At 75.4% G+C, this 22633-nt stretch carries 23 protein-coding genes; 8 read left to right on the forward strand and 15 right to left on the reverse strand.

What is annotated here, in order from left to right:
- Positions 1–145 precede the first annotated feature (145 nt).
- From BLS82_RS05260 to BLS82_RS05275, 4 genes are all read right to left on the reverse strand, one after another.
- Positions 146–487, reverse strand: coding sequence for a hypothetical protein (locus BLS82_RS05260; RefSeq protein ID WP_092862113.1), 342 nt, complete (start codon positions 485–487; stop codon positions 146–148).
- Entirely contained in the window at positions 484–900 is a 417-nt protein-coding gene (gene fliS / locus BLS82_RS05265) for a flagellar export chaperone FliS (protein ID WP_092862115.1), read from the reverse strand. Before fliS ends, BLS82_RS05260 begins: the two co-directional genes overlap by 4 nt.
- Before the next feature lie 32 nt (positions 901–932).
- Positions 933–2237, reverse strand: coding sequence for a flagellar filament capping protein FliD (fliD, locus tag BLS82_RS05270; protein ID WP_092862117.1), 1305 nt, complete (start codon positions 2235–2237; stop codon positions 933–935).
- Positions 2238–2344: 107 nt separating this feature from the next.
- The gene (locus BLS82_RS05275) at positions 2345–3199 is read right to left on the reverse strand and encodes a flagellin N-terminal helical domain-containing protein (RefSeq protein WP_092862119.1); all 855 of its coding nucleotides are present in this window, start codon (positions 3197–3199) and stop codon (positions 2345–2347) included.
- Positions 3200–3383: 184 nt separating this feature from the next.
- Here BLS82_RS05275 and BLS82_RS05280 point away from each other — a divergent pair, with 184 nt between their 5' ends.
- Genes BLS82_RS05280 through BLS82_RS05295 form a run of 4 tightly spaced genes read left to right on the forward strand, consistent with a single transcriptional unit; the run spans position 3384 to position 8091 of the window.
- Complete coding sequence (locus BLS82_RS05280; RefSeq protein WP_092862121.1) at positions 3384–5282, forward strand: tetratricopeptide repeat-containing glycosyltransferase family 2 protein; 1899 nt, start codon at positions 3384–3386, stop codon at positions 5280–5282.
- A 19-nt stretch (positions 5283–5301) separates the two neighbouring features.
- On the forward strand, positions 5302–5904 hold the full coding sequence (locus BLS82_RS05285; RefSeq protein ID WP_092862123.1) for an acyltransferase: 603 nt from the start codon (positions 5302–5304) through the stop codon (positions 5902–5904).
- Between the two features lie 10 nt (positions 5905–5914).
- Positions 5915–7012: a DegT/DnrJ/EryC1/StrS family aminotransferase gene (locus BLS82_RS05290; RefSeq protein WP_218123580.1), complete on the forward strand. Its 1098-nt coding sequence runs from the start codon at positions 5915–5917 to the stop codon at positions 7010–7012.
- The gene (locus tag BLS82_RS05295; RefSeq protein WP_092862127.1) at positions 7009–8091 is read left to right on the forward strand and encodes a Gfo/Idh/MocA family protein; all 1083 of its coding nucleotides are present in this window, start codon (positions 7009–7011) and stop codon (positions 8089–8091) included. The genes BLS82_RS05290 and BLS82_RS05295 overlap by 4 nt, the downstream gene beginning before the upstream one ends.
- Before the next feature lie 105 nt (positions 8092–8196).
- On the opposite strand, the gene BLS82_RS05300 is transcribed toward BLS82_RS05295, so the two are convergent.
- A complete protein-coding gene (locus tag BLS82_RS05300; RefSeq protein WP_218123581.1) occupies positions 8197–9372 on the reverse strand; it encodes a sigma-70 family RNA polymerase sigma factor in 1176 nt (391 codons plus the stop codon).
- A gap of 20 nt (positions 9373–9392) precedes the next feature.
- Here BLS82_RS05300 and BLS82_RS05305 point away from each other — a divergent pair, with 20 nt between their 5' ends.
- From BLS82_RS05305 to BLS82_RS05320, 4 genes are read left to right on the forward strand one after another with little or no spacing between them, the layout of a single operon-like run.
- On the forward strand, positions 9393–9872 hold the full coding sequence (locus tag BLS82_RS05305; RefSeq protein WP_092862810.1) for a flagellar protein FlgN: 480 nt from the start codon (positions 9393–9395) through the stop codon (positions 9870–9872).
- Positions 9873–9884: 12 nt separating this feature from the next.
- Positions 9885–11306, forward strand: coding sequence for a flagellar hook-associated protein FlgK (gene flgK, locus BLS82_RS05310; RefSeq protein WP_092862129.1), 1422 nt, complete (start codon positions 9885–9887; stop codon positions 11304–11306).
- A gap of 6 nt (positions 11307–11312) precedes the next feature.
- Positions 11313–12236 carry a flagellar hook-associated protein FlgL gene (gene flgL, locus BLS82_RS05315; protein WP_092862131.1) on the forward strand — a complete coding sequence of 308 codons (924 nt, stop codon included), beginning with the start codon at positions 11313–11315 and terminating at the stop codon, positions 12234–12236.
- Positions 12233–12646, forward strand: a complete 414-nt coding sequence (locus BLS82_RS05320; protein ID WP_092862133.1) for a flagellar assembly protein FliW — start codon at positions 12233–12235, stop codon at positions 12644–12646. Before flgL ends, BLS82_RS05320 begins: the two co-directional genes overlap by 4 nt.
- A gap of 570 nt (positions 12647–13216) precedes the next feature.
- On the opposite strand, the gene BLS82_RS05325 is transcribed toward BLS82_RS05320, so the two are convergent.
- The 10 genes from BLS82_RS05325 to BLS82_RS05370 form a co-directional block, all read right to left on the reverse strand.
- Entirely contained in the window at positions 13217–13696 is a 480-nt protein-coding gene (locus tag BLS82_RS05325) for a hypothetical protein (protein ID WP_092862135.1), read from the reverse strand.
- 22 nt (positions 13697–13718) lie between these two features.
- Positions 13719–14081: a response regulator gene (locus BLS82_RS05330; RefSeq protein ID WP_092862137.1), complete on the reverse strand. Its 363-nt coding sequence runs from the start codon at positions 14079–14081 to the stop codon at positions 13719–13721.
- Positions 14078–14587 (reverse strand): chemotaxis protein CheX, encoded by a 510-nt coding sequence (locus BLS82_RS05335; RefSeq protein ID WP_092862139.1) that lies wholly within the window; start codon positions 14585–14587, stop codon positions 14078–14080. The genes BLS82_RS05330 and BLS82_RS05335 overlap by 4 nt, the downstream gene beginning before the upstream one ends.
- Positions 14584–14967, reverse strand: a complete 384-nt coding sequence (locus BLS82_RS05340; protein WP_092862141.1) for a response regulator — start codon at positions 14965–14967, stop codon at positions 14584–14586. The genes BLS82_RS05335 and BLS82_RS05340 overlap by 4 nt, the downstream gene beginning before the upstream one ends.
- A 1-nt stretch (position 14968) precedes the next feature.
- Complete coding sequence (locus BLS82_RS05345) at positions 14969–15793, reverse strand: CheR family methyltransferase (protein WP_092862143.1); 825 nt, start codon at positions 15791–15793, stop codon at positions 14969–14971.
- Positions 15793–16920 carry a protein-glutamate methylesterase/protein-glutamine glutaminase gene (locus tag BLS82_RS05350; RefSeq protein WP_092862145.1) on the reverse strand — a complete coding sequence of 376 codons (1128 nt, stop codon included), beginning with the start codon at positions 16918–16920 and terminating at the stop codon, positions 15793–15795. Before BLS82_RS05350 ends, BLS82_RS05345 begins: the two co-directional genes overlap by 1 nt.
- Before the next feature lie 144 nt (positions 16921–17064).
- Complete coding sequence (locus BLS82_RS05355) at positions 17065–17991, reverse strand: hypothetical protein (protein WP_092862147.1); 927 nt, start codon at positions 17989–17991, stop codon at positions 17065–17067.
- 201 nt (positions 17992–18192) lie between these two features.
- The gene (locus tag BLS82_RS05360) at positions 18193–18654 is read right to left on the reverse strand and encodes a chemotaxis protein CheW (RefSeq protein ID WP_092862149.1); all 462 of its coding nucleotides are present in this window, start codon (positions 18652–18654) and stop codon (positions 18193–18195) included.
- Between the two features lies 1 nt (position 18655).
- Positions 18656–20989, reverse strand: a complete 2334-nt coding sequence (locus BLS82_RS05365) for a chemotaxis protein CheA (protein ID WP_092862151.1) — start codon at positions 20987–20989, stop codon at positions 18656–18658.
- Positions 20990–21016: 27 nt separating this feature from the next.
- Complete coding sequence (locus BLS82_RS05370) at positions 21017–22618, reverse strand: methyl-accepting chemotaxis protein (protein ID WP_092862153.1); 1602 nt, start codon at positions 22616–22618, stop codon at positions 21017–21019.
- Positions 22619–22633 lie beyond the last annotated feature (15 nt).

Genomic DNA, 22633 nt, shown 5'->3' on the forward strand with positions numbered 1-22633 from the left:
CGGGTCCCCCGCGCGTCCGCGCTGTTGTGCGCCCAAGAGCGGTCCGGGCAGCCCCTGAAGCGCAATCGGGCGCACAACAGCGCGGGAGGAGCGCGGGAGGAGCGCGGGAGGAGGGGAGCGCGCCGCAGCGGTCAGGCGCGGTCGGCTAGACGGCGGTGTCGATGTAGACCGGCGAGGCGGCGGGGCGCTGCGCGGCCGAGGCGGTCACGCGGCGGTGCTGGCGGTTGCCGCTCATCGCGGCGGTCAGCCCCAGGGCCACCTGGTGGTGGCGGGCGAGGATCGCGCGGGCGCGGTCGGCCTCGCCGACCGGCAGCGGGCCCAGCCCCGTCGGGGGCCGCCAGGGCGCCGGCGGGTCGAGGGCGGCGTCCCCGCTGGCGTGCAGGCGGGCCAGCATCGCCTCGGTCTCGTCGAGGTCGAGCTCCGCGGCCGTCAGGGCGTCGTGCCAGGACCTCGCCCAGCCGCCGTCGTCGCCCGGCCGCGGGCTCACGCCAGCACCTGGACGCCGTCGCGCGCGGGGCCCGGGGTGCCGCCGCCGGAGACCACCTCGCGCCACGCGTCGCGCAGCGGCTCGACGAGGGCGCGGCAGGCCGCGGTGCGGTCGGCGTCACGGGTGACGTTGGCCTGCACGAGCTCGGTGCCCAGCCATGCGTAGAGGGACGCCAGGCCGGGGCCGCCGTCCCAGGCGTCGACGTCGAGGGCGTCGGACAGGGCGGTGACGATGTCCTGGGCGTGCTGGAGCTGGGCGTTGGCCGCGGCGAGGTCGACGCCGCGCTGGGCGTGCTCGGCTCGCTGGAGGTCGAGGACCAGGCGGTCGTAGAGCATGACCAGCAGGGCCTGCGGCGTCGCCGTGGTCATGGCGGTCGCGGCGAAGCGTGCGCGCTGGGCGGCGATGGCGGACATCGGTGCTCCTCGGTCGGACCGCTCGTGCGGCGTCAGGACGAGTACGTCGGGAGGCCGGCGAGCGCTCCGGCGAGCCAGCTGGACTGGGACTGGTTCTTCTGCAAGGCCACCTCCAGGGCGGCGTAGGTGCGCTCGAGGGAGGCGCGGCGCAGCTCCAGGCGGGTGTCCCACGCCTCGATCCGGGTCGTGAGGTCGCGGGCGGTGGACTGGCCGCTCGTGACGGCCAGCGAGATCGTCCCGGTGGTGCTGTCGCTCGCGCGCCTCGCCACGCCGGCCAGCGCGGAGCTGAACGCGGTGGTCAGGGCCTTCGCCCTGTCCGGCTCCTTCGCGGCGTACGCGCTGAAGGCCGCCTCGTCGAAGGTCACGGTGCCCTGGCGAGTGAGCTCGATGCCGACGTCCTTCAGCGTGGCGCCCGGCACGGCCGTGGAGACCGCGCTCACCAGCTGCTGCTGGAGCCCCCGCAGCAGGCTGTTGCCGGCGAGGAGGCCGGGGTCGTCGACCGAGGAGCGGGTCTGGTCGGCGATCTCGCTGAGCACCACGCCGAGGGAGGCGACCATGCCGCCGACCCGCTTGGCGACGGCCGCGGTGTCCGGGGCGGCCGTGACGGTGACGGGCGCGTCCTCGACCTTGCTGATGGTCACCGAGACGCCGGCCATGAGGTCGGGGAAGGTGTTGGTGGCGCTCCTGACGAAGGTGCCGGCGCCGAGGTCGAGGGCGGCGTCGCGCGGCGGCGTCAGCTGCGCCGCCAGCGCGGGCGGCTGGGCGCCGCCGAAGGAGAAGTCGCCCTGCTCGCCGCTCGTCGCGGAGGTGACGAGGAGTCGCTGCGCACCGCTCGCGTCCTGGATGGTCGTCGCGACGACGCCCGCGCCGGCGGCGTTGATGGCCTTGGCGAGGTCGGCCGGCGCGCCGCTGGTGGCGACGACGTCGACGGGCGTGGCGCCGGGCTTCGCGCTCGTGATGGTGAACCGCTGCTCGCCCTGCGGGGCGTCGGCGGCGAGGACGGGGGCCGTGGTGTAGCTCGCCTTCGAGGCGGTCTGCACGACGGTGAAGGTCAGGGAGCCGGAGCCCGTGGCGTTCGAGGTCGAGACGGCGACGGAGCTGGAGCTCGACGTCGCGCCCACCTTCGTCCACGCCTGCGGGTCCGCGAGAGCGGCCGCGCCGGTCAGCAGCGAGGCGGCGCGGGCGTTGAGGCCCTGGAGGGCGGAGACGACCTCGTTCTGCTGCGTCAGCTTCTGCTTCAGCAGCGTCTGGGAGTTGCGCTCGACGCTGATCAGCTGGTTGATGATCGTCTCGGTGTCGAGACCGCTGGCGATCCCCCCGATGGACATGCCCGCCATCCGAGCCTCCTCGTGATCGGTGCCGGTCGGCAAGTGCGAGAAGCCCCCGCGAGGAGGGCGCGGAACCGCCCGGCGGGGGAGGGGGCTCCCCCGCCGGGCGGGTCGGATCAGCGCAGGAGGGACAGCACGCCCTGCGGGATCTGGTTGGCCTGGGCCAGCATCGAGGTGCCGGCCTGGGACAGGATCTGCGCGCGGGTGAACTTGGACATCTCAGCAGCCATGTCCGTGTCGCGGATCCGGCTCTCCGACGCGGAGAGGTTCTCCACCGCGACGTTGAGGTTCTTGATGGTGTGCTCGAAGCGGTTCTGCTTCGCACCCAGGTCGGCCCGCACCGTCGAGACCGTCTTGATGGCGGCGTCGATCGCGGTGATCGCCTGGTCGGCGCCGCTCGGGGCGGTGCCGGCCGCGGCGGTCGTGACGTCCACGGTGTTCACCCCGAGGCCGACGGCGCCCAGGCCGGTGCCGGCGGTCCCGTTGTTGACGGTGACGGTGATGACCTCACCGACGTTGGCGCCCACCTGGAACTTGCCGGCGTAGCTGCCGTCGAGCAGCTTGGTGCCGTTGTACTGGGTGGTGTCGGCGATCCGGGTCAGCTCGCTCTTGAGCTCGCCGATCTCGGACTGGATGTTCTTCTTGGCGTCCGTGTTGAGGCCGCCGTCGTTCGCCGCCTGCACGGACAGGGTGCGCATGCGCTGCAGGATCGCGTGGGACTCGGTCAGCGCGCCCTCGGCGGTCTGGACGACGGAGACGCCGTCCTGAGCGTTGCGGGAGGCCTGCTTGAGCCCGCCGACCTGCGCGCGCAGGCCCTCGGAGATGGCCAGACCAGCCGCGTCGTCCGCAGCGCGGTTGATCCGGAAGCCGCTGGACAGCTTCTCCAGGGACTTGGAGAGGTCGCCCTGCGTGACCGAGAGGTTCCGGTACGCGTTGAACGCGGCGATGTTCTGGTTGATCGACAGAGCCATGGTCGTTCCTCCGTGAGGTGGGTGGTGCTGATGCCCGTCCGTGGGCCATCACGAGGTCCATCGGTGCCTGCCGCCAGGGCTTGAGGGTTTTCCGCCGCGGGTTCGGCCGATCGGGGCGCCTCAAGCCCGGCGCTGCTCCGTCCGAGGTACAGGGAGCCCGTTCCGCGCTCCTGTGAGGACCCCCATGGCCCAGAGCACCGTCGTCGTGACGGACACGTCCAGCCCCCGCGCCCTCCAGCAGACGCTCGGGTTCGTCGTCCGCACGGTGCCGGGCACCACGGAGGTGGTCGTCGTCTCCCCGCGCTCGCTGAAGCTGGACGGCGCGCTCGCGCGCCGCGTGCGAAGGGTGCGCGTGCGCGGGCGCAGCGAGGTCCAGGACGCGGCGCTGGCCGAGGTCCGCACCGACCGGCTCACCGCCGTGCTGGGCGCGGGCTGCCACCTCTCCCCCACCTGGTGGGCCGACGCGGAGGACGCCGCGCACGGCCGCCCCACCGCCGTGACGGACCTCGGCGAGGGCGCCGCCCGCGTGCTCGTCCACCCCGTGGGCGTCATCCCGACCGCACGCCGCCCGGTCCCCGTCTCCGCGTCCCTCATCGTCAAGGACGAGGAGGAGGTGATCGGCGAGTGCCTGGCGGCGCTCGCGCGGTTCGTGGACGAGGTCGTCGTCTACGACACCGGCAGCACCGACGCCACGGTCGCGCTGGCGCGGGCCGCGGGCGCGCGGGTGGTCGAGGGGCACTGGGACGACGACTTCGGCGCCGCCCGCAACCGCTCCCTGGCCCACTGCACCCACGACTGGGTGCTGTGCGTCGACGCCGACGAGGTCGTCACGGGGGACCCGGCGGCGCTGCGCGCCCTGCTCGCCCGCACCAGCGCGAACGTCGTCAGGGCCGTCGTGGTCTCCACCGCCCACAGGGGCACCGCGGTCGGCGCGGAGACCGTCTCCAGCCGGGTGTACCGGCGCTCGGAGGTGATGTGGTCGGGGTCGCTGCACGAGCAGCTGGTCGCCCGGCCCGGGCACCGCCTCGTCCTCGCTCCCGAGCAGGCGCCCGTCCGCCTCCTGCACTCCGGGTACCAGGTCACGACCATGCACGAGCGCGGCAAGGCGGAGCGCAACCTGAGGATCGCCCGTGCCGCCGCGGAGGCGCTGGCACCGGGGGACCCCCGCGCGGCGGACGTGTGGGGCGACTGCGGGCGGTCCCTGGTGCAGGCCGGGATGCTCGACGAGGCCGTCGACGCCTTCGAGAACGTGCTCCAGCTCGGCGCGGGGCCCCACACCTCGGTCATCGCCGGCAGGTCCGCCGTCCTCACCCTCCTGCAGCTGCAGCGGTACGACGACGCGGAGCGGTGGATCGCCGCCCTGGAGGGGGCGGAGTCCTCGGGAGCCCTCGCCCTGTGGCGCGCCCGCGTCGCCCTCGGCCGCGGCGACCTGCCCGGCGCCCGCAGCGCCCTGCGCGACGCCGTGAGCGGGACGGACCCGTGGGGGGTGCGCTTCGACCCGGCGACGGCGACCACGACCGCGGTCCTCATCGACGTCGAGGCCGGTGACCACGAGGCGGCCGAGCGCACGCTGCGCCACCAGATCGCCACGGCACCCGACCACGTCCACCTCCGCCTGCTGGTGCAGCACGCGAGCGAGACGGGCCGGCCCCTGGCGGGCTACCTGGCCGGCTGCCCGGCGTCCCTGGTCGAGCGCTCCCTGCGGGAGGCCGTCCTCATGGACGGCGACACCGCGGACCGCTGGCTGACCGCCCTGCACGAGACCCGCCCCGCGGACCTCGGCCCGATCGTCGCCGGCTGCGTCGTGGCCGCACGGCACACGCTCGAGGCGCGCCTGCGGTGGAGCGTCGTCGCGCGCGAGGCCGGCATCACCGACCCCTGCCCGCTGCGCCTGCACGCCACGGACGAGCAGGCGCCCCCCGCCTCGCGCTGCCTCGCCTGGGCCGTCCTCGCCGACGCCTGCGGGGAGGAGGACGCACGGGCCGAGTGGCTCGCCCTGCTGCCCGCCGTCCCCGACGACGAGCTCCCGCTCCTGGGTGCGCTCCTGGAGGAGCTGGCACCGGGGCTGCTCGTCGCGACCTGAGAGCCCTAGCGTGGCCGGGATGACCAGCAGCGCCCGCATCGCCGCGACGGCGGACGTCGACGACCGCGCCACCATCGGCGACGGGGCCGTCGTCTGGCACCTCGCCCAGGTCCGCGAGGACGCCGTCGTCGGCCCCGAGTGCACCATCGGCCGCGGCGCCTACATCGGTGCGGGGGTCCGCCTCGGCGCTCGGGTGAAGGTGCAGAACCTGGCCCAGGTGTACGAGCCGGCCGTCGTCGAGGACGGCGTCTTCGTCGGTCCGGCCGCGGTGCTCACCAACGACGTCCGCCCTCGCGCGATCACCCCGGGCGGAGCGCTGAAGGGCGCCGCGGACTGGGACCCGGTGGGTGTCGCCGTCCGCACCGGGGCCTCGATCGGCGCCCGGGCGGTGTGCGTGGCACCGGTCACCGTGGGGCGCTGGGCCATGGTGGCCGCGGGTGCCGTGGTGACCCGCGACGTCCCCGACCACGCGCTCGTGGTCGGGGTGCCCGCACGCCAGGTCGGGTGGGTGGGCCGCTCCGGGTCCTCCCTCGCCGCCGACGGCGAGCACTGGGTGTGCCCGCGCACCGGGGAGCGGTACGAGCTCGGCGAAAACGGCCTGCGGCCGCTCGCCGCTGGCTAGCGTGTCCGGGGTGCAGCGCCCCCTGACCGTGGCCGCGCCGCAGGTCGGCCCGGAGGAGGAGCGGGCCGTCCTGCGGGTCCTCCGCAGCGGGTCCCTCGCCCAGGGTCCCGAGGTCGCCGCCTTCGAGGAGGACTTCTCCCGGGCGCTCGTCCCGGGCCGGACCTGCGTCGCGGTCAGCTCCGGCACCGCCGGCCTGCACCTCGGGCTGCTCGCCGCCGGCGTGGGCCCGGGCGACGAGGTCGTCGTCCCGTCCTTCTCCTTCGCCGCGACGGCGAACGCCGTCGCCCTGACCGGCGCGACGCCCGTCTTCGCCGACATCGACCCGTCCACCTCCTGCCTGGACCCGGCCGCGGTGGACGCCGTGATCACGACGCGCACCGCGGCGATCATGCCCGTGCACCTGTACGGCCACCCGGCGGACATGACGGCGCTGTGCGCGCTGGCCGCCCGGCGCGGCCTCGCGCTGTTCGAGGACGCGGCGCAGGCCCACGGAGCGGCGTGGCAGGAGCGCCCGGTCGGCACCTTCGGCCGGATCGCGGTGTTCAGCCTCTACCCCACGAAGAACATGACCTCCGGCGAGGGCGGCGTGGTCTGCGTCGAGGACGCCGACCTGGCGCGCGCCGTCCGGCTGCTGCGCAACCAGGGCATGGAGCGCCAGTACGCCAACGAGGTCGTCGGCTTCAACGCGCGGATGACGGACCTGCACGCGGCCCTGGGACGGGTGCAGCTGCGCCGCCTGCCGGGCTTCACCGCAGCGCGCAGGTCGGTGGCGCGCGCCCTCACCGAACGGCTCGCCGGCACCTGCGGCCTGACCACCCCGGCGGTGCACCCGTCGGCGGAGCCGGTGTGGCACCAGTACACCGTCCGCGTGGCGGAGGACCGCGACGGCGTGGCCCGAGCGCTGCGCGAGGAGCACGGCATCGGCACGGGCGTGTACTACCCGACCCCGATCCACCGCCTGCCGGCCTACGACCTGGAGCTGGACCTGCCGCAGACGCTGCGGGCCTCCCGGGAGGTCCTCTCCCTCCCCGTGCACCCGGGGATCAGCGCGGGGGACGCCGACCGGATCGCGGACGCCCTGGTGAGCGTGCTGGGGGCGGGGCGGTGAGCGCGCTGCGGGCCGGCGTCGTCGGGCTGGGCTCCATCGGCCGCCACCACGTGCGGGTGCTGCGCTCGCTGCCCGGCGTCGAGCTGGTCGCCGTCGCCGACGCCGGCGGCGACCCCTCCGGCGTCGCCCAGGGCCTGCCGGTGCTGCCCGACGTCGACGCCCTGTGCGCGACCGGCGTCGACCTCGCGGTGGTCGCCGTCCCCACGGCGCACCACGAGCCCGTGGCGCTCGCGCTCGCGCGCGCCGGCGTGCACGCGCTGGTGGAGAAGCCCCTGGCCCCGGACGTCGAGAGCGCCCAGCGCATCGCCCGGGCCTTCAGCGCCCGCGGCCTCGTCGGCGCGGTGGGACACCTGGAGCGCTACAACCCCGCGCTCCTGGCGCTGCGCGCCCGGCTCGACGACGGCCACCTCGGCGCCCTGCACCAGATCTCCACCCGCCGGCAGGGCCCCTTCCCGGGACGGATCTCGGACGTCGGGGTGGTGATGGACCTGGCGACCCACGACATCGACCTGACCGGCTGGGTGGCGGGGAGCGCCTTCCGCAGCGTCTCCGCCCGCACGGCGCACCGCAGCGGCCGCGAGCACGAGGACGTGGTCCTGGCCGTGGGGGACCTCGCGGACGGGACGATCACGAGCCACGTCGTCGACTGGCTCTCGCCGGTCAAGGAGCGCACGACGTACGTGCTCGGCGAGCGCGGGGCGCTCCTCGCGAACACCCTGACCGGCGACCTGACCTTCCACGCCAACGGGTCCGTCGAAGCCACGTGGGACGCCGTCGCCACGTTCCGCGGGGTCAGCGAGGGGGACGTCGTCCGCTTCGCGATCCCCAAGCCGGAGCCCCTGGTCAGCGAGCTGTCCGCGTTCTGCGCGGCGGTGGCCGGACGCCCGGGCGCCCACGGGGTCGTGACCATGGACGAGGGGGTGAGGACGGTCCGCGTCGCCGCGGCCGTGCTGGAGGCGGCGGCCACCGGGCAGAGCGTGCGGCTGCCCCCGACCGAGGACCTCGCGCGAGCGCGGGGTCCGGTCCCGGGGCCGTGGCCGCTGCGTCCGCGCCGCTCGCCGTCGCTGCCCCGCGGGTGAGCGGCCGCGGCGCCGCGGACGGGACGCCGGGTGCACGACAGCCCTCCCGCTGCAGCAGCGGGAGGGCTGTCGTTCCCGGACGGCAGGGACCGCCTGCCGCCCGGGTCAGGCCGTGACGGCCTGGGGGAAGCGCCGTCGCTGGGCGGCGCTGGTCTGCGGGGCAGCGGGTGCGGTGGCAGCGGGTGCGGTGGCAGCCGGCGTGGCAGCCGGCGTGGCAGCCGGCGCGGCGGCCGGAGCCTCGGCCGCCGGGCGCGCCGCGGCCTGTGCGGCCACGGCCGCGTAGTAGGCCTGACGGCGCCGGGCGACCGCGCCGTCCGGGCGCTCGGGCCGCGCGAGCAGCTCGGGGGCCAGGGAGGCGTTCATGCCGTCGCGCAGCAGCCCCAGCGCCTCGGCGCGCAGCTGGCTGACGCGCGACTCGGTCACGCCCAGCTCGGCGGCGATCTCGGTGGCCGGCCGGTCGTGCAGGAACAGGCCCTCGACGACGGCGCGCAGCCGCTCGGGCAGCGTGGTCACCGCCGCGTGCAGGTAGCGCACCTGCTCCTTCTGCAGCAGCTGCTCCTCCGGGCCGGGCCCGTTCTGCGGCAGGACGTCGGACAGCGTGCCGTCGTGGGCGTCGAGGCTGAGCAGGCTGCGCTCGGACTCCGCGCGCACCGCGTCGACGTCCCCGGGCGAGCAGCCCATCGCCGCCGCCAGCTCGTCGCGGGTCGGGCGCCGCCCGAGGCGGGTGGTCAGCGCCTCCTCGGCGCCCGCGAGGGCCCGGGCGCGGGTGCGGGTGCCGCGCGGCGCCCAGTCCATGGCGCGCAGCTCGTCCAGCAGGGCCCCGCGCACGCGCAGCGACGCGTAGCGCGCGAACGGCACGTTCGTCGCCTCGTCGTAGCTGGTGGCGGCCGCCGCGAGCGCCGCGAGGCCGGCGGAGACCAGCTCGTCGCGCTGCACGTGGCCGGGCAGGCGGGCCATCGTCTCGCTCACCTGGTAGCCGACGATCGGCAGGTGGGTGCGGACGAGGTCCTCCACGCCGGCGCGGTCGCGCGCGGGGCGGGGGAGGGACGTCGGGGCGGACGTCGAGGCGGACGTCGAGGCGGACGTCGGGGCGGGCGTCGCGGTGGGCACGCAGGAGGTGTCGGCGCGGGGGCCGCCGTCCTTGAGCCGGACGAGCGGCGCGCGCTCGCCCGGACGCGCGGTTCCCGGCCGCCCGACGCCGGACGGCGCCGCGGAACCGCTCAACCGGAGCACCCGCGTGCCGATGGAGACCCCGAGGACGACTGCGTCCGAGGTGTGCACGACGGAGCGAGGGGGTGGGCATGGGGGTCGCCGAGGTCTCCAACGTGCTCTGGCGCGAGCGCGAGCAGCTGGAGCTGCTGCTGTTCAAGCTGGACGAGGAGCAGATGGTGCTGGCCAGCGGCCGCACGCGGTGGCTGGCCCACGCCACCCGCGAGGTCGAGGTCGTCCTCGCCCAGCTGCGCGAGAGCGAGCTGCTGCGCGCCGTCGAGGTCGACGCCTGCGCCGGCGCCCTCGGCCTGCCGCCCGGCCCCAGCCTGCAGGCGCTGGCCGAGGCCTCCCCCGAGCCGTGGCGCGAGCTGCTGCTCTCCCACCGCGACGCCCTCGTGGAGCTGACCCACGAGATCTCCGCCGTCGCCGACGCCAACCGCGACGTCCTGGCCGTGGCGCAGCGCGCCACGCACGAGACGCTGCTCAGCCTGGGCGGCGGCGTGCAGACCTACGCCCCCGGCGGCCGGACGACGTCCGCCGCCCCCGCCCGCCTCGTCGACCGAGCCCTCTGAGGACCCCGAGCCATGAGCAGCTTCGGCAGCATCTCCACCGCCCTGACGGCCCTGCAGGCGCACCGCCGCGCCCTGGACGTCACGGGCAACAACATCGCCAACGCCAACACCGCCGGCTACACCCGCCAGCGCGCCGAGCTGACCTCCCGGGTCGCGCCCGGCGTGCAGTCCCTGCACGCGGCGTCCCGGCTGACCGGCAACGGCGTCGAGGTCACCGGCACCTCCCGCCTCGGCGACGCCTTCCTGGACGCGCGGGTGCGCAGCCAGACGTCGCTGTCCGCGGAGCTGACCGGCCGCGCGCAGACGCTCGCGGCCGTCGAGGACCTGATGGCCGAGCCCGGCGAGCAGGGGCTGGGCGCGCAGCTGCAGAAGATGTGGGCCGCGTGGTCGGACGTCGCCGCCCACCCCGAGCAGGACTCCGCGCGCCGCGTCGTCCTGCAGACCTCCCAGGCCGTCGTCGACCGGATCCGCTCCGGGCACGCGGCGGTGGCCTCGCTGTGGGGCCAGCAGCGCGACCAGGCCGGTGCGACGGTCACCGAGGTCAACGAGACGGCAGCCTCGGTCGCGGACCTGAACGAGCAGGTCCGCGCGGCCGTGACCAACGGCGGCTCCGCGAACGAGCTGATGGACCAGCGCGACCAGCTGGTCACCCGCCTCGTCGAGCTGACGGGCGCCTCCGTGCTGGCGGGCCGGGACGGCGTCGTCGACGTCTACCTCGGCGGCTCGGCGCTGGTGCGCGGGACGACGGCGGACGCCGTCGTCCTGACCGCGCCGACCCAGATGAGCGGCGTCGACGCCTCCGCCACCCCGCCGGCGGTCGCCGGCTTCGCGTGGGCGAGCGGTGGCGCGGCCACGGTCAGCGGCGGCTCCCTGAAGGCGAGCGTCGACGCCCTCAACACCGTGCTGCCCGGCGCGGCGGGCGAGTACGACCGGGTCGCGCGGGCGCTGGCCGGCCGGGTGAACGCGGTGCACGAGCAGGGCCGGGGCCCGAACGACCCCGACGCGCCGGCCCTGCGCCCGTTCCTCTCGCCCTCGCCGAGCACCGCGGTGACCGCCGAGAACCTGCGGCTGGCCGTGACGTCGCCGGGCGAGCTCGCCGCGGCCGTGCCCGGCCAGGGCGCCCAGGACGGCAAGAACGCCGCCGCCATCGCCCGGGTCGGCGTCGCGCTCGACGGGCCGGACGCCGTCTGGCGCGCCAGCGTCGTCGCCACCGGCGTGGACGTGCAGGCCGCGCAGCGGCGGGCCGACGTCGCGCAGCAGTCCATGGCGGCCGCGGTCGGCGACCAGGTCTCCGCCGCCGGGGTCTCCCTCGACGAGGAGACGGCCAACCTGCTCGTCATCCAGCGCGCCTACGAGGGCGCCGCGCGGGTGCTCACCGCCGTCGACCAGGCGCTGGACACCCTGATCAACCGCACCGGTCTCGTCGGGAGGTAGTGAGCCGTGACCCGCATCACGCACCGCACGGTCCAGGACAGCACCATGGCCAACCTGCAGCGCAACCTCGCGGCGATGAGCGGCCTGCAGGAGCAGCTGTCCACGGGCAAGAAGATCAACCGGGCGTCCGACGACCCCACCGGCGCCGTCAGCGTGCTGCAGGTGCGCTCGGACCTGCGGACCTCGGAGCAGTACTCCCGCGCCGCGGACGACGGCGTCGGGTGGCTGGGCACGATCGACGGCGCCCTGCAGAACACCTCCTCCCGGCTGCAGCGCGCCCAGGAGCTGACGCTGCGGGCCCTGAACTCCGGCGCCATGGGCGAGAGCAGCCGCACGGCGATCGCCGCGGAGGTGCGCGGCATCAAGGACGACCTGCTGGGACAGGCGAACACCAAGTACCTCGGCCGGTCGGTCTTCGCCGGCACCAGCGGTGACGCCCGCGCCTTCGCCACGGCACCGCCGTACGCGTACGCCGACACCGGCGCAGGCAGCGACGCGCCCGTGGGCACCGGCGGCACCGTCGAGCGCCGCGTCGCCGCCGAGGCCGTCGTGCAGGTCGACTCCGACGGGCGGGCCGTCTTCGGCCAGGGGGACGGCTCGGTCTTCACGCTCCTGGACGACATCGCCGACGCCGTCGTGCAGAAGCCGGGCAGCCTGCCGCTGGCGGACCTGCTCGGGAAGCTGCAGGGGCGCATGACCGCCGTCACGGACGAGGTGTCGAGCGTCGGGGCTCGCTATGGTCGGGTGCAGGGCGCCAAGCAGGCGGCGGACGACGCCGTGCTGAAGCTGCAGACGTCCCTGGCCGACGTGGAGTCGATCGACCTGCCCAAGACCATCGTCAACCTGCAGATGCAGGAGGTCGCCTACAAGGCGGCCCTCGGCGCCACCGCGAAGGTGCTGCAGCCCAGCCTCCTGGACTTCATCCGATGAGCACTCCTGCCGCCCCCGCCCCCGCCGCCGACCTGCCCGAGCTGAGCTTCGTGCTGCCGCTGCCGGGCTTCGAGCACCTGACCCGCTTCGCGCTCGTCCAGCTCGAGGAGGACAGCCCGCTGTTCTCCCTGCAGAGCCTCGAGGACGGCACCGTGAGCCTGCTCGTGCTCGCGCCCGGTGCCGTCTTCCCCGACTACTCCCCCGAGCTCGACGTGCCCAGCCAGGACGCGCTCGAGCTCACCCGCGCCGAGGACGCGCTGCTGCTCGTCGTCGTCCGCAGCGGGCGCTCGCTCGCGGACAGCACCGCGAACCTGCTCGCCCCGATCGTCGTCAACACCAGCAACCGCCGGGCCGGCCAGGTCGTGCTGACCGGCAGCGACCACCCGCTGCAGGCGCCGCTGGCCGCCTGAGACCCGCGCTCCGCAGGCCCCGTCCACCCCTGGTGGGCGGGGCCTGCGCCGTGCCGGGCCGCCGTGCCGGGCCGCCGGGCCGGGCCGGGCCGGGCCGTTGCGCGTACCCACGAGGAGCCGCGACACCTACCACGGGCCGCCCAGCGCGCCGTCCGGCGTCCTGGCGGACGGCTCTGCGTGGGTGTCGCGGCTCCTCGTGGGTATCGCGTTGCGCCTCGGACGCCGCTGGATCGGGCCTCCGGAGGGCCCCCGGCTCGGCGTCCCAGGCGCAACGCGGCACGGCAGCAGCAGAGCGTCGACCGACGACCCCGACCGGCCGGCGGCGCGCACGACCGCACCCCCCGCACCGGTCCGAGGGCGCCCGTGGGCGGGATCACGCCCACGGACGACGGGCACTGGGTGGCCCCGTGCCCGTAGGACGAGCACGGGGGCGCCCCGTGCTCATCAGGACCGGCGCGAGGACGCCGCACGCACAGCCACCGCACGCACAGCCACCGCACGCACAGCGAACGGCCCGCCTGCTCGCGATCGAGCAGGCGGGCCGCTGGGGCGCTCCGAGGGAGCGGGGGCTCAGGTCAGGCAGATGGACAGCTGCCCCTCGCCGTACCCCTTGACCGCGACGGTCCAGTCCGCGCGGCCGCCGAGGGCGGCCAGGTGGCCGGCCACGTCCGCGGGCAGCGCCTCCTCCGGCGCGGAGGTCGAGTACAGGCGCAGGTGCGGCGCGTCCCCGACGTTGAACAGCGCGGCCATCACGTTGAGCACCTCGCAGGCGTTGTCGCGCAGGTTGGGGAACAGCTCCCCGTCCTCGACGGCGGCCGCGGCGCCGCCGGGGGGCACGAGGCCGATGGCCGCACCGACGTAGGCGGCCAGCGGCAGGTCCATCGCGGCGATGGCGCGCATGCGCAGGTCGTCGCTCACGTAGACGCCGACGAGCGCGGGACCGGCGGTGATGCGCCTGCCGTCGCTGAAGGCGCAGTCCTTGCCCAGCAGGCCCTCGACCAGGTCGCGGACGTCCTTGGCGGGGGGCAGCTCGGTCACAGCAGTGGTCACGGTCAGCTCCTGGAGGGTGCGGTCAGCCGATGACGGGCGCGAGCGCCGCGTCGAAGGCCTCGGGGGTGAAGGGCTTGGCGATGAGGAACAGCGCGCCGGCCGCGGCGGCGGTCGAGCGCATCTCGTCGCTGCCCTCGGAGGTGACGAACCCGAACGGGACGTCGGAGCCGGAGGAGCGCAGCGCGCGCAGGCACTCGATGCCGGTCATCTCGGGCATGTTCCAGTCCGAGAGCACCAGGTCGGGCGCCTCGGAGCCGACCAGCTCCAGCGCCTCGCGGCCGTTCTCGGCCTCGACGACGTCGTGGCCGTCGTAGCCGGCCTGGCGCAGCGTGCGGATGACGATCTGCCGCATGACGCGGCTGTCGTCGGCGACGAGGATCTTCACAGCGACACCCCACTCTTCTTCGCGTCGTGCGGCTCCGCCCCGGTGGCGGGGTCCTGCACGTGGTCGATCACAGCGATGGACACCGGCTGGCCGCGCCACAGGGCGTCGACGCGGCAGACCGGTGCTCCGGCGGGCGGCACGGGGCCGACCTCCGGCAGGCTCAGGACGGACGGGCCGGGCAGCGTGCCCTTGATGCCCCCGCCGACGACGTTCGCCAGCTCCCCGAGGCCGTCCTCGACGTCCTCGGCCTCGACGACGGGCGGCAGCGGGGTGTGGCGCAGCAGCAGGCAGCGGGTGAGCTCCTCGGCGGTGCCGGCGCCCACGGTCAGCACGACGGTGCCGGACCAGGGGCCGGTGATGCCCACCCAGGCGCTGAGCGTCCGCTCCGGCAGGGGCACGCCGATCATCGCGAGCACCTCGTCCTCCCCGAGCAGGGCCTGCCACACCTCGTCGGTGATGGCGAGGACGACCTCGGGGTCGACGACGTCGTGGACCGGCGTGCTCATGCGGGCTCTCCAGCGGGAAGCAGGCCGAGCAGCGAGAGCTTCGTCTCGAGGGCGTCGGCGGTGAACGGCTTGATGAGGTACTCGTGCGCGCCGGCGGCCAGGGCCCGCACGATCTGGCCGTGCTCGGACTCGGTGGTGACCATCATCAGCGTCACCGAGCGCCACGCCGGGTTGGCGCGCACGGCCGAGACGAACTGCAGGCCGTCCATCACGGGCATGTTCCAGTCGACCGTCGCGAGGTCGGGCACGAACCCGCCGCCCAGGACGTCGAGGGCCTCGCGGCCGTCCCCGGCCTGGGCGACCTCGTAGCCGAGGCCCCCCAGGATCCCTCCGACGATGCGACGCATCGCGCGCGAGTCGTCGATCACCAGTGCACGCACGTCAGGCCCCCTTCAGCGGGCGGTAGGCGGAGCTGCGGCCGAGGACGACCCGCTCCCAGCTGTCGTCGACCCCGAGGGTCGTCTCGGCGGCTCCGAGGAAGAGCCAGCCGTCCGGTCGCATCACCTTGGCGACGCGCCGCAGGATCGCCTGCTTGGTGGGCAGGTCGAAGTAGATGAGCACGTTGCGCAGGTAGACCACGTCGAACGGCCCGAGGACCGCCAGCGGGGCCGCGAGGTTCGCCTGCGAGGCGGTGACCATCCGCCGGAGCGCGGGAGCGATCTCCCACTCGCTGCCGGCCCGGGTGAAGTGGCGCACGAGCATCGGGGCGGGCAGCCCGCGGTTGACCTCCAGCTGGCTGAAGCGGCCCGCCCGCGTGCGCTCGACCATCTGGCTCGACAGGTCGGTCGCGGTGATCTGCACGCGGGTGGCGGCGCTCGGCAGCGCGTCCTGCAGGAGCATCGCGATGGTGTAGGGCTCCTGGCCGGAGGAGCAGGCCGCGGACCAGATCCGCAGCCGCTCCGCGGGCCCGCGCGCGGCGACCAGGCTCGGCAGCACGGTGGAGGTCAGCGCCGTGAACGGGTCGCCGTCGCGGAACCAGGACGTCTCGTTGGTGGTCAGCGCCTCGACGATGCGCCGCATGGCGGCCGGGTCGGGGCGCGAGCGCACCTTCTCGACGAGCTCGGGGACGCCGGACAGGCCCATCTTCTGGGCCACCGGCAGCAGGCGGGCCTCGACGAGGTACTCCTTGCCGGGCTGGAGCACGATCGCGCTCTCGCGGTGCACCAGCTGGCGCACCCAGTCGAAGGTGGCGGCGTTCAGAGGCATCAGGCACCCACTCGCAGGCTCGGGACGGGCAGGTGGCGCTGGACGGCGGTGGCGACCTCGCCCAGGGGCAGCACCTCGTCGGCGAAGCCGGCCTGGGTGACGGCGCCGGGCATGCCCCACACGACGGAGGTGGCCTGGTCCTGCGCGAGGACCCGCCCGCCGGCGGCGCGCACCTGGCCGGCGCCGATGCGCCCGTCCGCGCCCATGCCGGTCAGGACGACGGCCAGGACGGCGCCGGCGTACGCCTGCACGACGGAGCGGAAGAGCACGTCGACGGCGGGCCGGCAGAAGTTCTCGGGCGCGCCCTGGTCGAGCGCGGTGCGCAGCACGCCGCCCGAGGAGCGCACGGTCAGGTGGTGGTCGCCGGGCGCGAGGTGCACGGTGCCGGGCTCCAGCGGGACGCCGGCCACGGCCTCCACGACGTCGAGCGCGCACAGGCGGTCCAGCCGCTGCGCGAACTGGCGCGTGAAGACGGGCGGCATGTGCTGGACGATGACCACCGGCACGGGCAGCGAGGCGGGCAGCGCGGGCAGCACCCTCGCCAGCGCCTCCGGGCCGCCGGTGGACGAGCCGATCGCCAGGACGGCGGGCTTCTTGCGCACCGCGGGCGCCGGGACGCTCGGGATGCGCACGGACGCGGTCCCGAGCCCGGCACCGAGCCCGGCACCGAGCCCGGTGCCGGCACCCGCGCCGGCGCGGGCCGCCGGGAGGCCGACGGGCCGGCCGGTCAGGGCCTTGATCTTCGGGACGAGCTGCTCGCGCACGCTGTCCATCGACTGCGCGACGCTGCCGACGTTGGCGGGCTTGGTCACGTAGTCGTCGGCGCCGGCCGACAGGGCGTCCAGCGTCGCGGACGCGCCCCGCTCGGTCAGGGTGCTGAACATGACCACCGGCGCCCGCACGCCCTTGGCGCGCAGCGCGCGCACGGCCGCGATGCCGTCCATCTCCGGCATCTCGATGTCCATGGTGATCAGCTCGGGCTTGAGCTGGTCGACCTTGGCGAGCGCGACCTTGCCGTTGACCGCCGTGCCCACGACCTCGATGCCGGGGTCCTCGGACAGGACGTCGGTCACGATGCGCCGAACGACGACGGAGTCGTCCACCACCATCACCCTGATCGGGTCCACTCGTCCCCCTACCGCTGCCGTGTCGCCGGCCGGTGGGCCGTCACGGGTCTATCGGCAGCGGGGGGAGCCGGGTTGAGCGACGTCCTCGCGCTCGCGGCGGGCGGTGCGGTGGGCGGTGGGGTGGGCGGTGGGGTGGGCGGTGCGTCAGCCGGGCAGCAGCAGGTCCTGCCCCGTCACGAGCGCCCACGGGCGGGTGAGGACGGCGGCCGAGGACGCGTCGAGCAGGTCCGCCAGCACGACGCCCTGCACGCAGCCGGCGAGCGCGTTCCACACCCCCTGGGCGCCGTCGGCGGCGTCGAAGCCCGCGTCGTCGAAGGCCGGGACGGCGAGCAGCTGGGCGGCGGCGGCCGCGCGCACCCGCCCGGACACGTGCGCGGCCCACGAGGCGTCGTGCATGGCCGCGGCCCACGGGCGCCGCTCGGCGCGCACGGCGTCCACGGCGGCGCGCCAGCGCCGGCGGCCCTCGGCCCCGGTGTCGCGCACGGCGGCGAGCAGGGCCCGCAGCGCCGGCGCCTGGGGGCCGAGGTCGTGCTCGGGCGGCACGCCCGCGGCGGCGGCGCGGTGCCAGGGGGCCGCGAGCGTGCGGCGCAGGTCCGCCGGCAGCGCCCCGGCGGCGAAGGCGGCGACCGCGGCGTCGGCCAGGACGTCGACGGCGAGGTCCCGCACGTCCGCGTCGACGTCCGGGACGTCGACGACGTCGGTGCGCACCAGGCGCTCCACGGCGGCGGCGTCCCCGATCGTGCTGCGCTCCAGCGCGCTGGCGAGGGCCGCCAGCCGCCCGTCGAGGCGCCCGGCGGAGGGCTGCGCGGCGGAGGGCTGCGCGGCGCCGCCGACGGCGCTGAGGCGGGGGACGCCGGCGGCCGCGAGCTCGCGGGCGCGCCGTCCCCGCCCGGCCAGGCCGGCGCGCTCGGCCGGCGCCAGGGCGCGGCGGGGGTGGGCGGCGGCGAGGCGGTGCAGGTCCGCGGCCGCGGCCCCCAGACCGGTGAGCAGGACCTCGGCGACCTGGCGCCCGGCGGGCAGGCGCACCAGGTCGAAGCCGATCGTGGCGGCGCTGACGAGGGTGTAGGGCACGGGCGCCTCCAGGTCGACGGGCTCGCCATGCTGCCCGCCGCACCCGCCGTCCCGCTACTGAGCGTCACCCAGATGACGCAGAACCCCCTCCGCCCCGCGTAATCTTGCACCTCCGGTCACGGGCAGCGACCGGACGCGCAAGACCACGCGGGGCGGAGGGGGTGTGGTGACCGAGCGTGCAGGATCACCGCGGGGTGGGGATCAGGCGTTGACCGCCTTGTAGACGTCGAGGGCGAGCAGCAGCCGCCCGTCGAGCTTGTACGCGCCGCGGATCAGCTCGCGCGCCGCGCCGTCCATGGTGTCCGGCGGCGCCTCGAAGTCGCGGACGTCGACGTCGACCACGTCTGCGATGCCGTCGACGAGCAGGCTGACAGCCTCCCCGTGCAGGCGGACGACGATGACGATGGCGTCGTTGCCCTCCGGGCGCGGGGGTAGCGCGAGCCGCTCGCGCAGCTCGACCGCCGTGACGACCTGGCCGCGCAGGTTGATCAGGCCGGCGACGGCGGTGGGCGCCAGCGGCACCCGGGTCAGCCCCTGGAAGCGCAGCACCTCCTGCACGTGCTCGACCTCGACGCCGTACAGGTCGCCGTCCAGCCAGAACGTGGCCAGCTGCGAGGTCCGGGACGCCGCCGCGGCGGCCCTCCCCAGGGTCGGTGCGCTCATCTCAGACCTCCAGCAGGTCGGACGGGACGCCGTCGAGCGGGTCGGCCCCGGCGACGGACGTGTAGAAGGCGGGGTCGGCGGCCAGGATCGCCGCGCGGACGTCGAGCAGCTCGGTCACGCGGTCGCCGAAGACGGCGGAGCCCACGAGGCCGATGTCGTCGATGTCGCTGCGCACGGCGGCCTCGCCCTCGACGATGTCGAGGATCTCCTCGACGACGATCGCGACGGAGCGGCCGTGGTCGGAGTAGACGACGACCTCCAGCTCCTCGTGCTCGGCGTCGCCGTAGGCGCCCAGGTGCCGGTCGAGGCGCACGATCGGCAGGATCGCGCCGCGGTACTGCACCACCTCGCGCGAGCCGACGGTCTCCACCTGGGCGGTCTTCACCTGCTCCAGGCGCGTGACCGTCTCCAGCGGGATCGCCACGCGGCGCCCGCCGCCGATCGAGGCCAGCAGCATCCGCTGCTCGCTGGCCGCGGTGGCGGCCGCGGCGGCGGAGCTGCTCTCCTGCCGCTCGCCGGCCTCGCCGCGCAGCGCGCGCCGGGCCAGGGCCTGGACGTCGAGGATCAGCGCCACGGTGCCGTCGCCGAGGATCGTGGCGCCGGAGTACAGCCCGACGGCCTTCAGCTGGTTGCCCACCGCCTTGACGACGATCTCCTCGGTGTTGATGACGCGGTCGACGATGAGCCCGAAGCGGCGCCCCTCCGAGCGCAGGACGGCGATCACGACGTGGCCGTCGTGCCGGTCGGAGGTCAGGTTCAGCACGTCGGCGAGGGTGACCAGCGGCAGCAGCTCCCCGCGCAGGCGGTACACCGGTGCGCCGCCGACGTCCTCGACGCTCGCGGCGGCCTTCTCGGCGTCCAGGGAGACGAGCTCCTGCAGGCTGACCTGCGGGATCGCGTACCGGTCGCCGGCGCACTCGACGGTCAGCGCCGGGACGATCGCCAGGGTCAGCGGGATCCGCAGGCGGCAGGTGGTGCCGCTGCCCGCGGTCGACTCGACCTCGATGGTGCCGCCGATGGCCTCGATGTTCGTCTTGACGACGTCCATGCCGACGCCGCGCCCGGAGACGTTGGTGACCGCCGCGGCGGTCGAGAAGCCCGGCAGGAAGATCATCTGCAGGACCTCCTGGGGCGCCATGCGCGCCAGGGCCTCGGCCGTGACGAGGCCGCGCTCGACGGCCTTCGCGCCGACCCGGGCGGGGTCGATGCCGCCGCCGTCGTCGCAGACCTCGACGAGCACCTGGCCGCTCTCGTGGCGGGCGCGCAGGGTCAGGACGCCCTCGGCGGCCTTGCCGGCGGCCACGCGCACGTCGGGGGCCTCGATGCCGTGGTCGACGGCGTTGCGCACCAGGTGCGTCAGCGGGTCCTTGACCGCCTCGAGCAGGGTGCGGTCGAGCTCGGTGTCGCGGCCGACCATCTCCAGGCGCACCTGGCGGCCGCACTGGGCGCCGAGGTCGCGCACGACGCGGGGCAGCTTGGACCACAGCGTGTCGATGGGCTGCATGCGCGTCTTCATGACGCCCTCCTGCAGCTCACCCGCGATGAGGTTGAGCCGCTGGGAGGCGCGCAGGAGCTCCATGTCGGCGCCGTCGGCGACCTTCTGCACGATCTGGTTGCGGGTGAGCACGAGCTCGCCCGTCAGGCGCATGAGGGTGTCCAGGACGTCGACGTCCACGCGGATCGAGGAGTCCGCGGCGGTGCGCCGCGACGTGGGCAGCTCGCCGTCGGCGGCCGCGGGCCGGTTCGCCGCGGGCGCCGCCGGAGCCGGTGCCGGAGCGGGAGCCGGGGCTGGAGCGGAGGCGGGTGCCGGAGCCGGTGTCGGAGCGGGTGCCGGAGCCGGTGCCGGGGTCGGGACCGCGGCCGCCTCGACGACGGGCTCGGCCACCGGCTCGGGCGCCGGCTCGGACGCTGCCGCGGGCGCCGGCTCGGGCGCTGCCGCGGGCGCGGCGCCGCCCTCGAGGACCGCCTTGATGTGCACGACGGTCGGCTCGACGTCGATGCTGCCCTCGGCCCCCTCCGACTCGATCGTCGTCAGCAGGGTGCGGATGGTGTCGACCATCTCGAGCAGGACGTCGGCGACCCCGGGGGTCATCGCCATGACGCCGTCGCGCAGCTTGGCGAGCAGGTTCTCGCCGACGTGGGCGACCGACTCCAGCTTGTTGAAGGCCAGGAACCCGCTGGTGCCCTTGATGGTGTGGATGGTGCGGAAGACGCTGGCGAGCAGGTCGCGCGCGTCGGGCTGCTGCTCGAGCGCGACCAGGTCGCGGTCGAGCTGGTCGAGGTTCTCGTAGCTCTCGACCAGGAACTCGCCGACGATCTCGTCGATGCCGTCCATGGGGTCCTCGTTTCCGGGTCTGGGCGTTCAGCGGGTGAAGCGGGAGACGGTGGCGCGCAGGTCGGCGGCCATGCGGGACAGCTCGTCCACCGCGGTGCGCGTCTGCGTCAGCGCCTGCGTGGTCGCGTCCGCGCCGCTGGCGACGCCGGTGATGGTGTCGGCGATGGTGCTCACCCCGCCGGCGGCCTCGGTGACCGAGCGGGACATCTCCGCGGTGGTGGCGGTCTGCTCCTCCACCGCGGAGGCGATGGTGGTCTGGAAGTCGCTGATCTGGCCGATGATCGTCGAGATCTGCTCGATGGAGGCCACTGCGCCGGCGGTGTCGGCCTGGATCGTCTCCACCCGCGTCGCGATGTCCTCCGTCGCCCGCGCGGTCTCCTGGGCCAGCTCCTTGACCTCGTTCGCCACCACCGCGAAGCCCTTGCCCGCCTCCCCCGCCCGCGCCGCCTCGATGGTGGCGTTCAGCGCGAGCAGGTTCGTCTGCTCCGCGATCGAGGTGATCACCTTCACCACGTCCCCGATCTTCCTGGAGGAACTCCCCAGCTTCGACACCGTGCTGGTGGCCTGCTCCGCCGCCCCCACCGCCCGGGCGGCCACCTGCGCCGCCTCCGAGGCGTTGGAGGAGATCTCCCGGATCGAAGCACCCATCTCCTCGGCGCCCGCCGCCACCGTCTGCACCGAGTGCGAGACCTCCGAGGCCGACGCCGAGACCACGCCCGACTGCACGCCGGTCTCCGCCGCCGAGGCGGAGATCTGCGCGGCCGAGGCCGACAGCTCCTCGCTGGAGGCCGCCACCGCGTCGGCGGAGGCCGCGACCGACCCGATCACCGCGAGCAGCGACTCCAGCGCGCGGTCGAGGGAGGCGGCGGTCTGCCCGACCTCGTCCCGCTGCACCACGCCGGTGGGCCGGCCGAGGTCGCCGTCCGCGAGCGCCGCGAGGGAGGCCTGCACCTTCCGCAGCGGCCGGGTGAGCGACAGCATCGTCAGGACGCACAGCAGTGCCACGACGAGGGCACCGACGCCGGCGGTGGCCAGCGCCACGACGGAGGCGCGGGCCGTGCCCGCCGCGAGGTCGGCGCGCTCGGCCTCGGCGGTCGCCGCGAGCACGTCCTTGGCCTCGCTCACGGCGCCGTCGGTGATGTCGTTCGCCGCCTGGATCTCCTCGTAGCGGGAGCGCGTGCCCTCCTGGTCGGCGACGGCGTCGTCGACGAAGGTGGTGATCGCGCTCAGGTACCCGCCGTAGGTCTCCTGCACCGCCGCGGCCGCCGCGGCCGCCTCGCCGTCCAGCGGGACGGCGGCGAGCTCCTCGAGCAGGGCCGTGGGCGTCTCGACGTCCTCGGCGAGCTCCGCGAGCTGCTCCGACGGGTCCTCGCGCACGAGAGCCTTGAAGCCGTCGACCTTCAGCTCGCTGGCGCGCGTGTCCAGCTGCAGCACCAGCGCCTGGGCGTGGTCGACCTCGGCGACGCGCTGGCTCTCCTCGCGCACGTGCGCGTTCGACACCTGCACCACGCCCGTGAGGACGGCGAGGACGACGAGGACGGCCGCCGTGAGGACGAGGAACTTCGACCGCAGCGAGCGGTCGGCGTACCACGAGGTCGGGCTCGGAGCGGTGCGCGGCGGTGCACCCATGGGCTTCTCCAGGAG

It is taken from the genome of Quadrisphaera sp. DSM 44207 (assembly GCF_900101335.1).
Classification (GTDB): Bacteria; Actinomycetota; Actinomycetes; order Actinomycetales; family Quadrisphaeraceae; genus DSM-44207.

What these genes read in the sequence shown, in the direction of transcription:
- fliS (WP_092862115.1), bottom strand. Translation starts at nt 900, where the DNA reads ATGTCCGCCATCGCCGCCCAGCGCGCACGCTTCGCCGCGACCGCCATG.
- fliD (WP_092862117.1), bottom strand. Translation starts at nt 2,237, where the DNA reads ATGGCGGGCATGTCCATCGGGGGGATCGCCAGCGGTCTCGACACCGAG.
- BLS82_RS05275 (WP_092862119.1), bottom strand. Translation starts at nt 3,199, where the DNA reads ATGGCTCTGTCGATCAACCAGAACATCGCCGCGTTCAACGCGTACCGG.
- BLS82_RS05280 (WP_092862121.1), top strand. Translation starts at nt 3,384, where the DNA reads ATGGCCCAGAGCACCGTCGTCGTGACGGACACGTCCAGCCCCCGCGCC.
- BLS82_RS05285 (WP_092862123.1), top strand. Translation starts at nt 5,302, where the DNA reads ATGACCAGCAGCGCCCGCATCGCCGCGACGGCGGACGTCGACGACCGC.
- BLS82_RS05305 (WP_092862810.1), top strand. Translation starts at nt 9,393, where the DNA reads ATGGGGGTCGCCGAGGTCTCCAACGTGCTCTGGCGCGAGCGCGAGCAG.
- flgK (WP_092862129.1), top strand. Translation starts at nt 9,885, where the DNA reads ATGAGCAGCTTCGGCAGCATCTCCACCGCCCTGACGGCCCTGCAGGCG.
- BLS82_RS05320 (WP_092862133.1), top strand. Translation starts at nt 12,233, where the DNA reads ATGAGCACTCCTGCCGCCCCCGCCCCCGCCGCCGACCTGCCCGAGCTG.
- BLS82_RS05335 (WP_092862139.1), bottom strand. Translation starts at nt 14,587, where the DNA reads ATGAGCACGCCGGTCCACGACGTCGTCGACCCCGAGGTCGTCCTCGCC.
- BLS82_RS05345 (WP_092862143.1), bottom strand. Translation starts at nt 15,793, where the DNA reads ATGCCTCTGAACGCCGCCACCTTCGACTGGGTGCGCCAGCTGGTGCAC.
- BLS82_RS05360 (WP_092862149.1), bottom strand. Translation starts at nt 18,654, where the DNA reads ATGAGCGCACCGACCCTGGGGAGGGCCGCCGCGGCGGCGTCCCGGACC.
- BLS82_RS05365 (WP_092862151.1), bottom strand. Translation starts at nt 20,989, where the DNA reads ATGGACGGCATCGACGAGATCGTCGGCGAGTTCCTGGTCGAGAGCTAC.
- BLS82_RS05370 (WP_092862153.1), bottom strand. Translation starts at nt 22,618, where the DNA reads ATGGGTGCACCGCCGCGCACCGCTCCGAGCCCGACCTCGTGGTACGCC.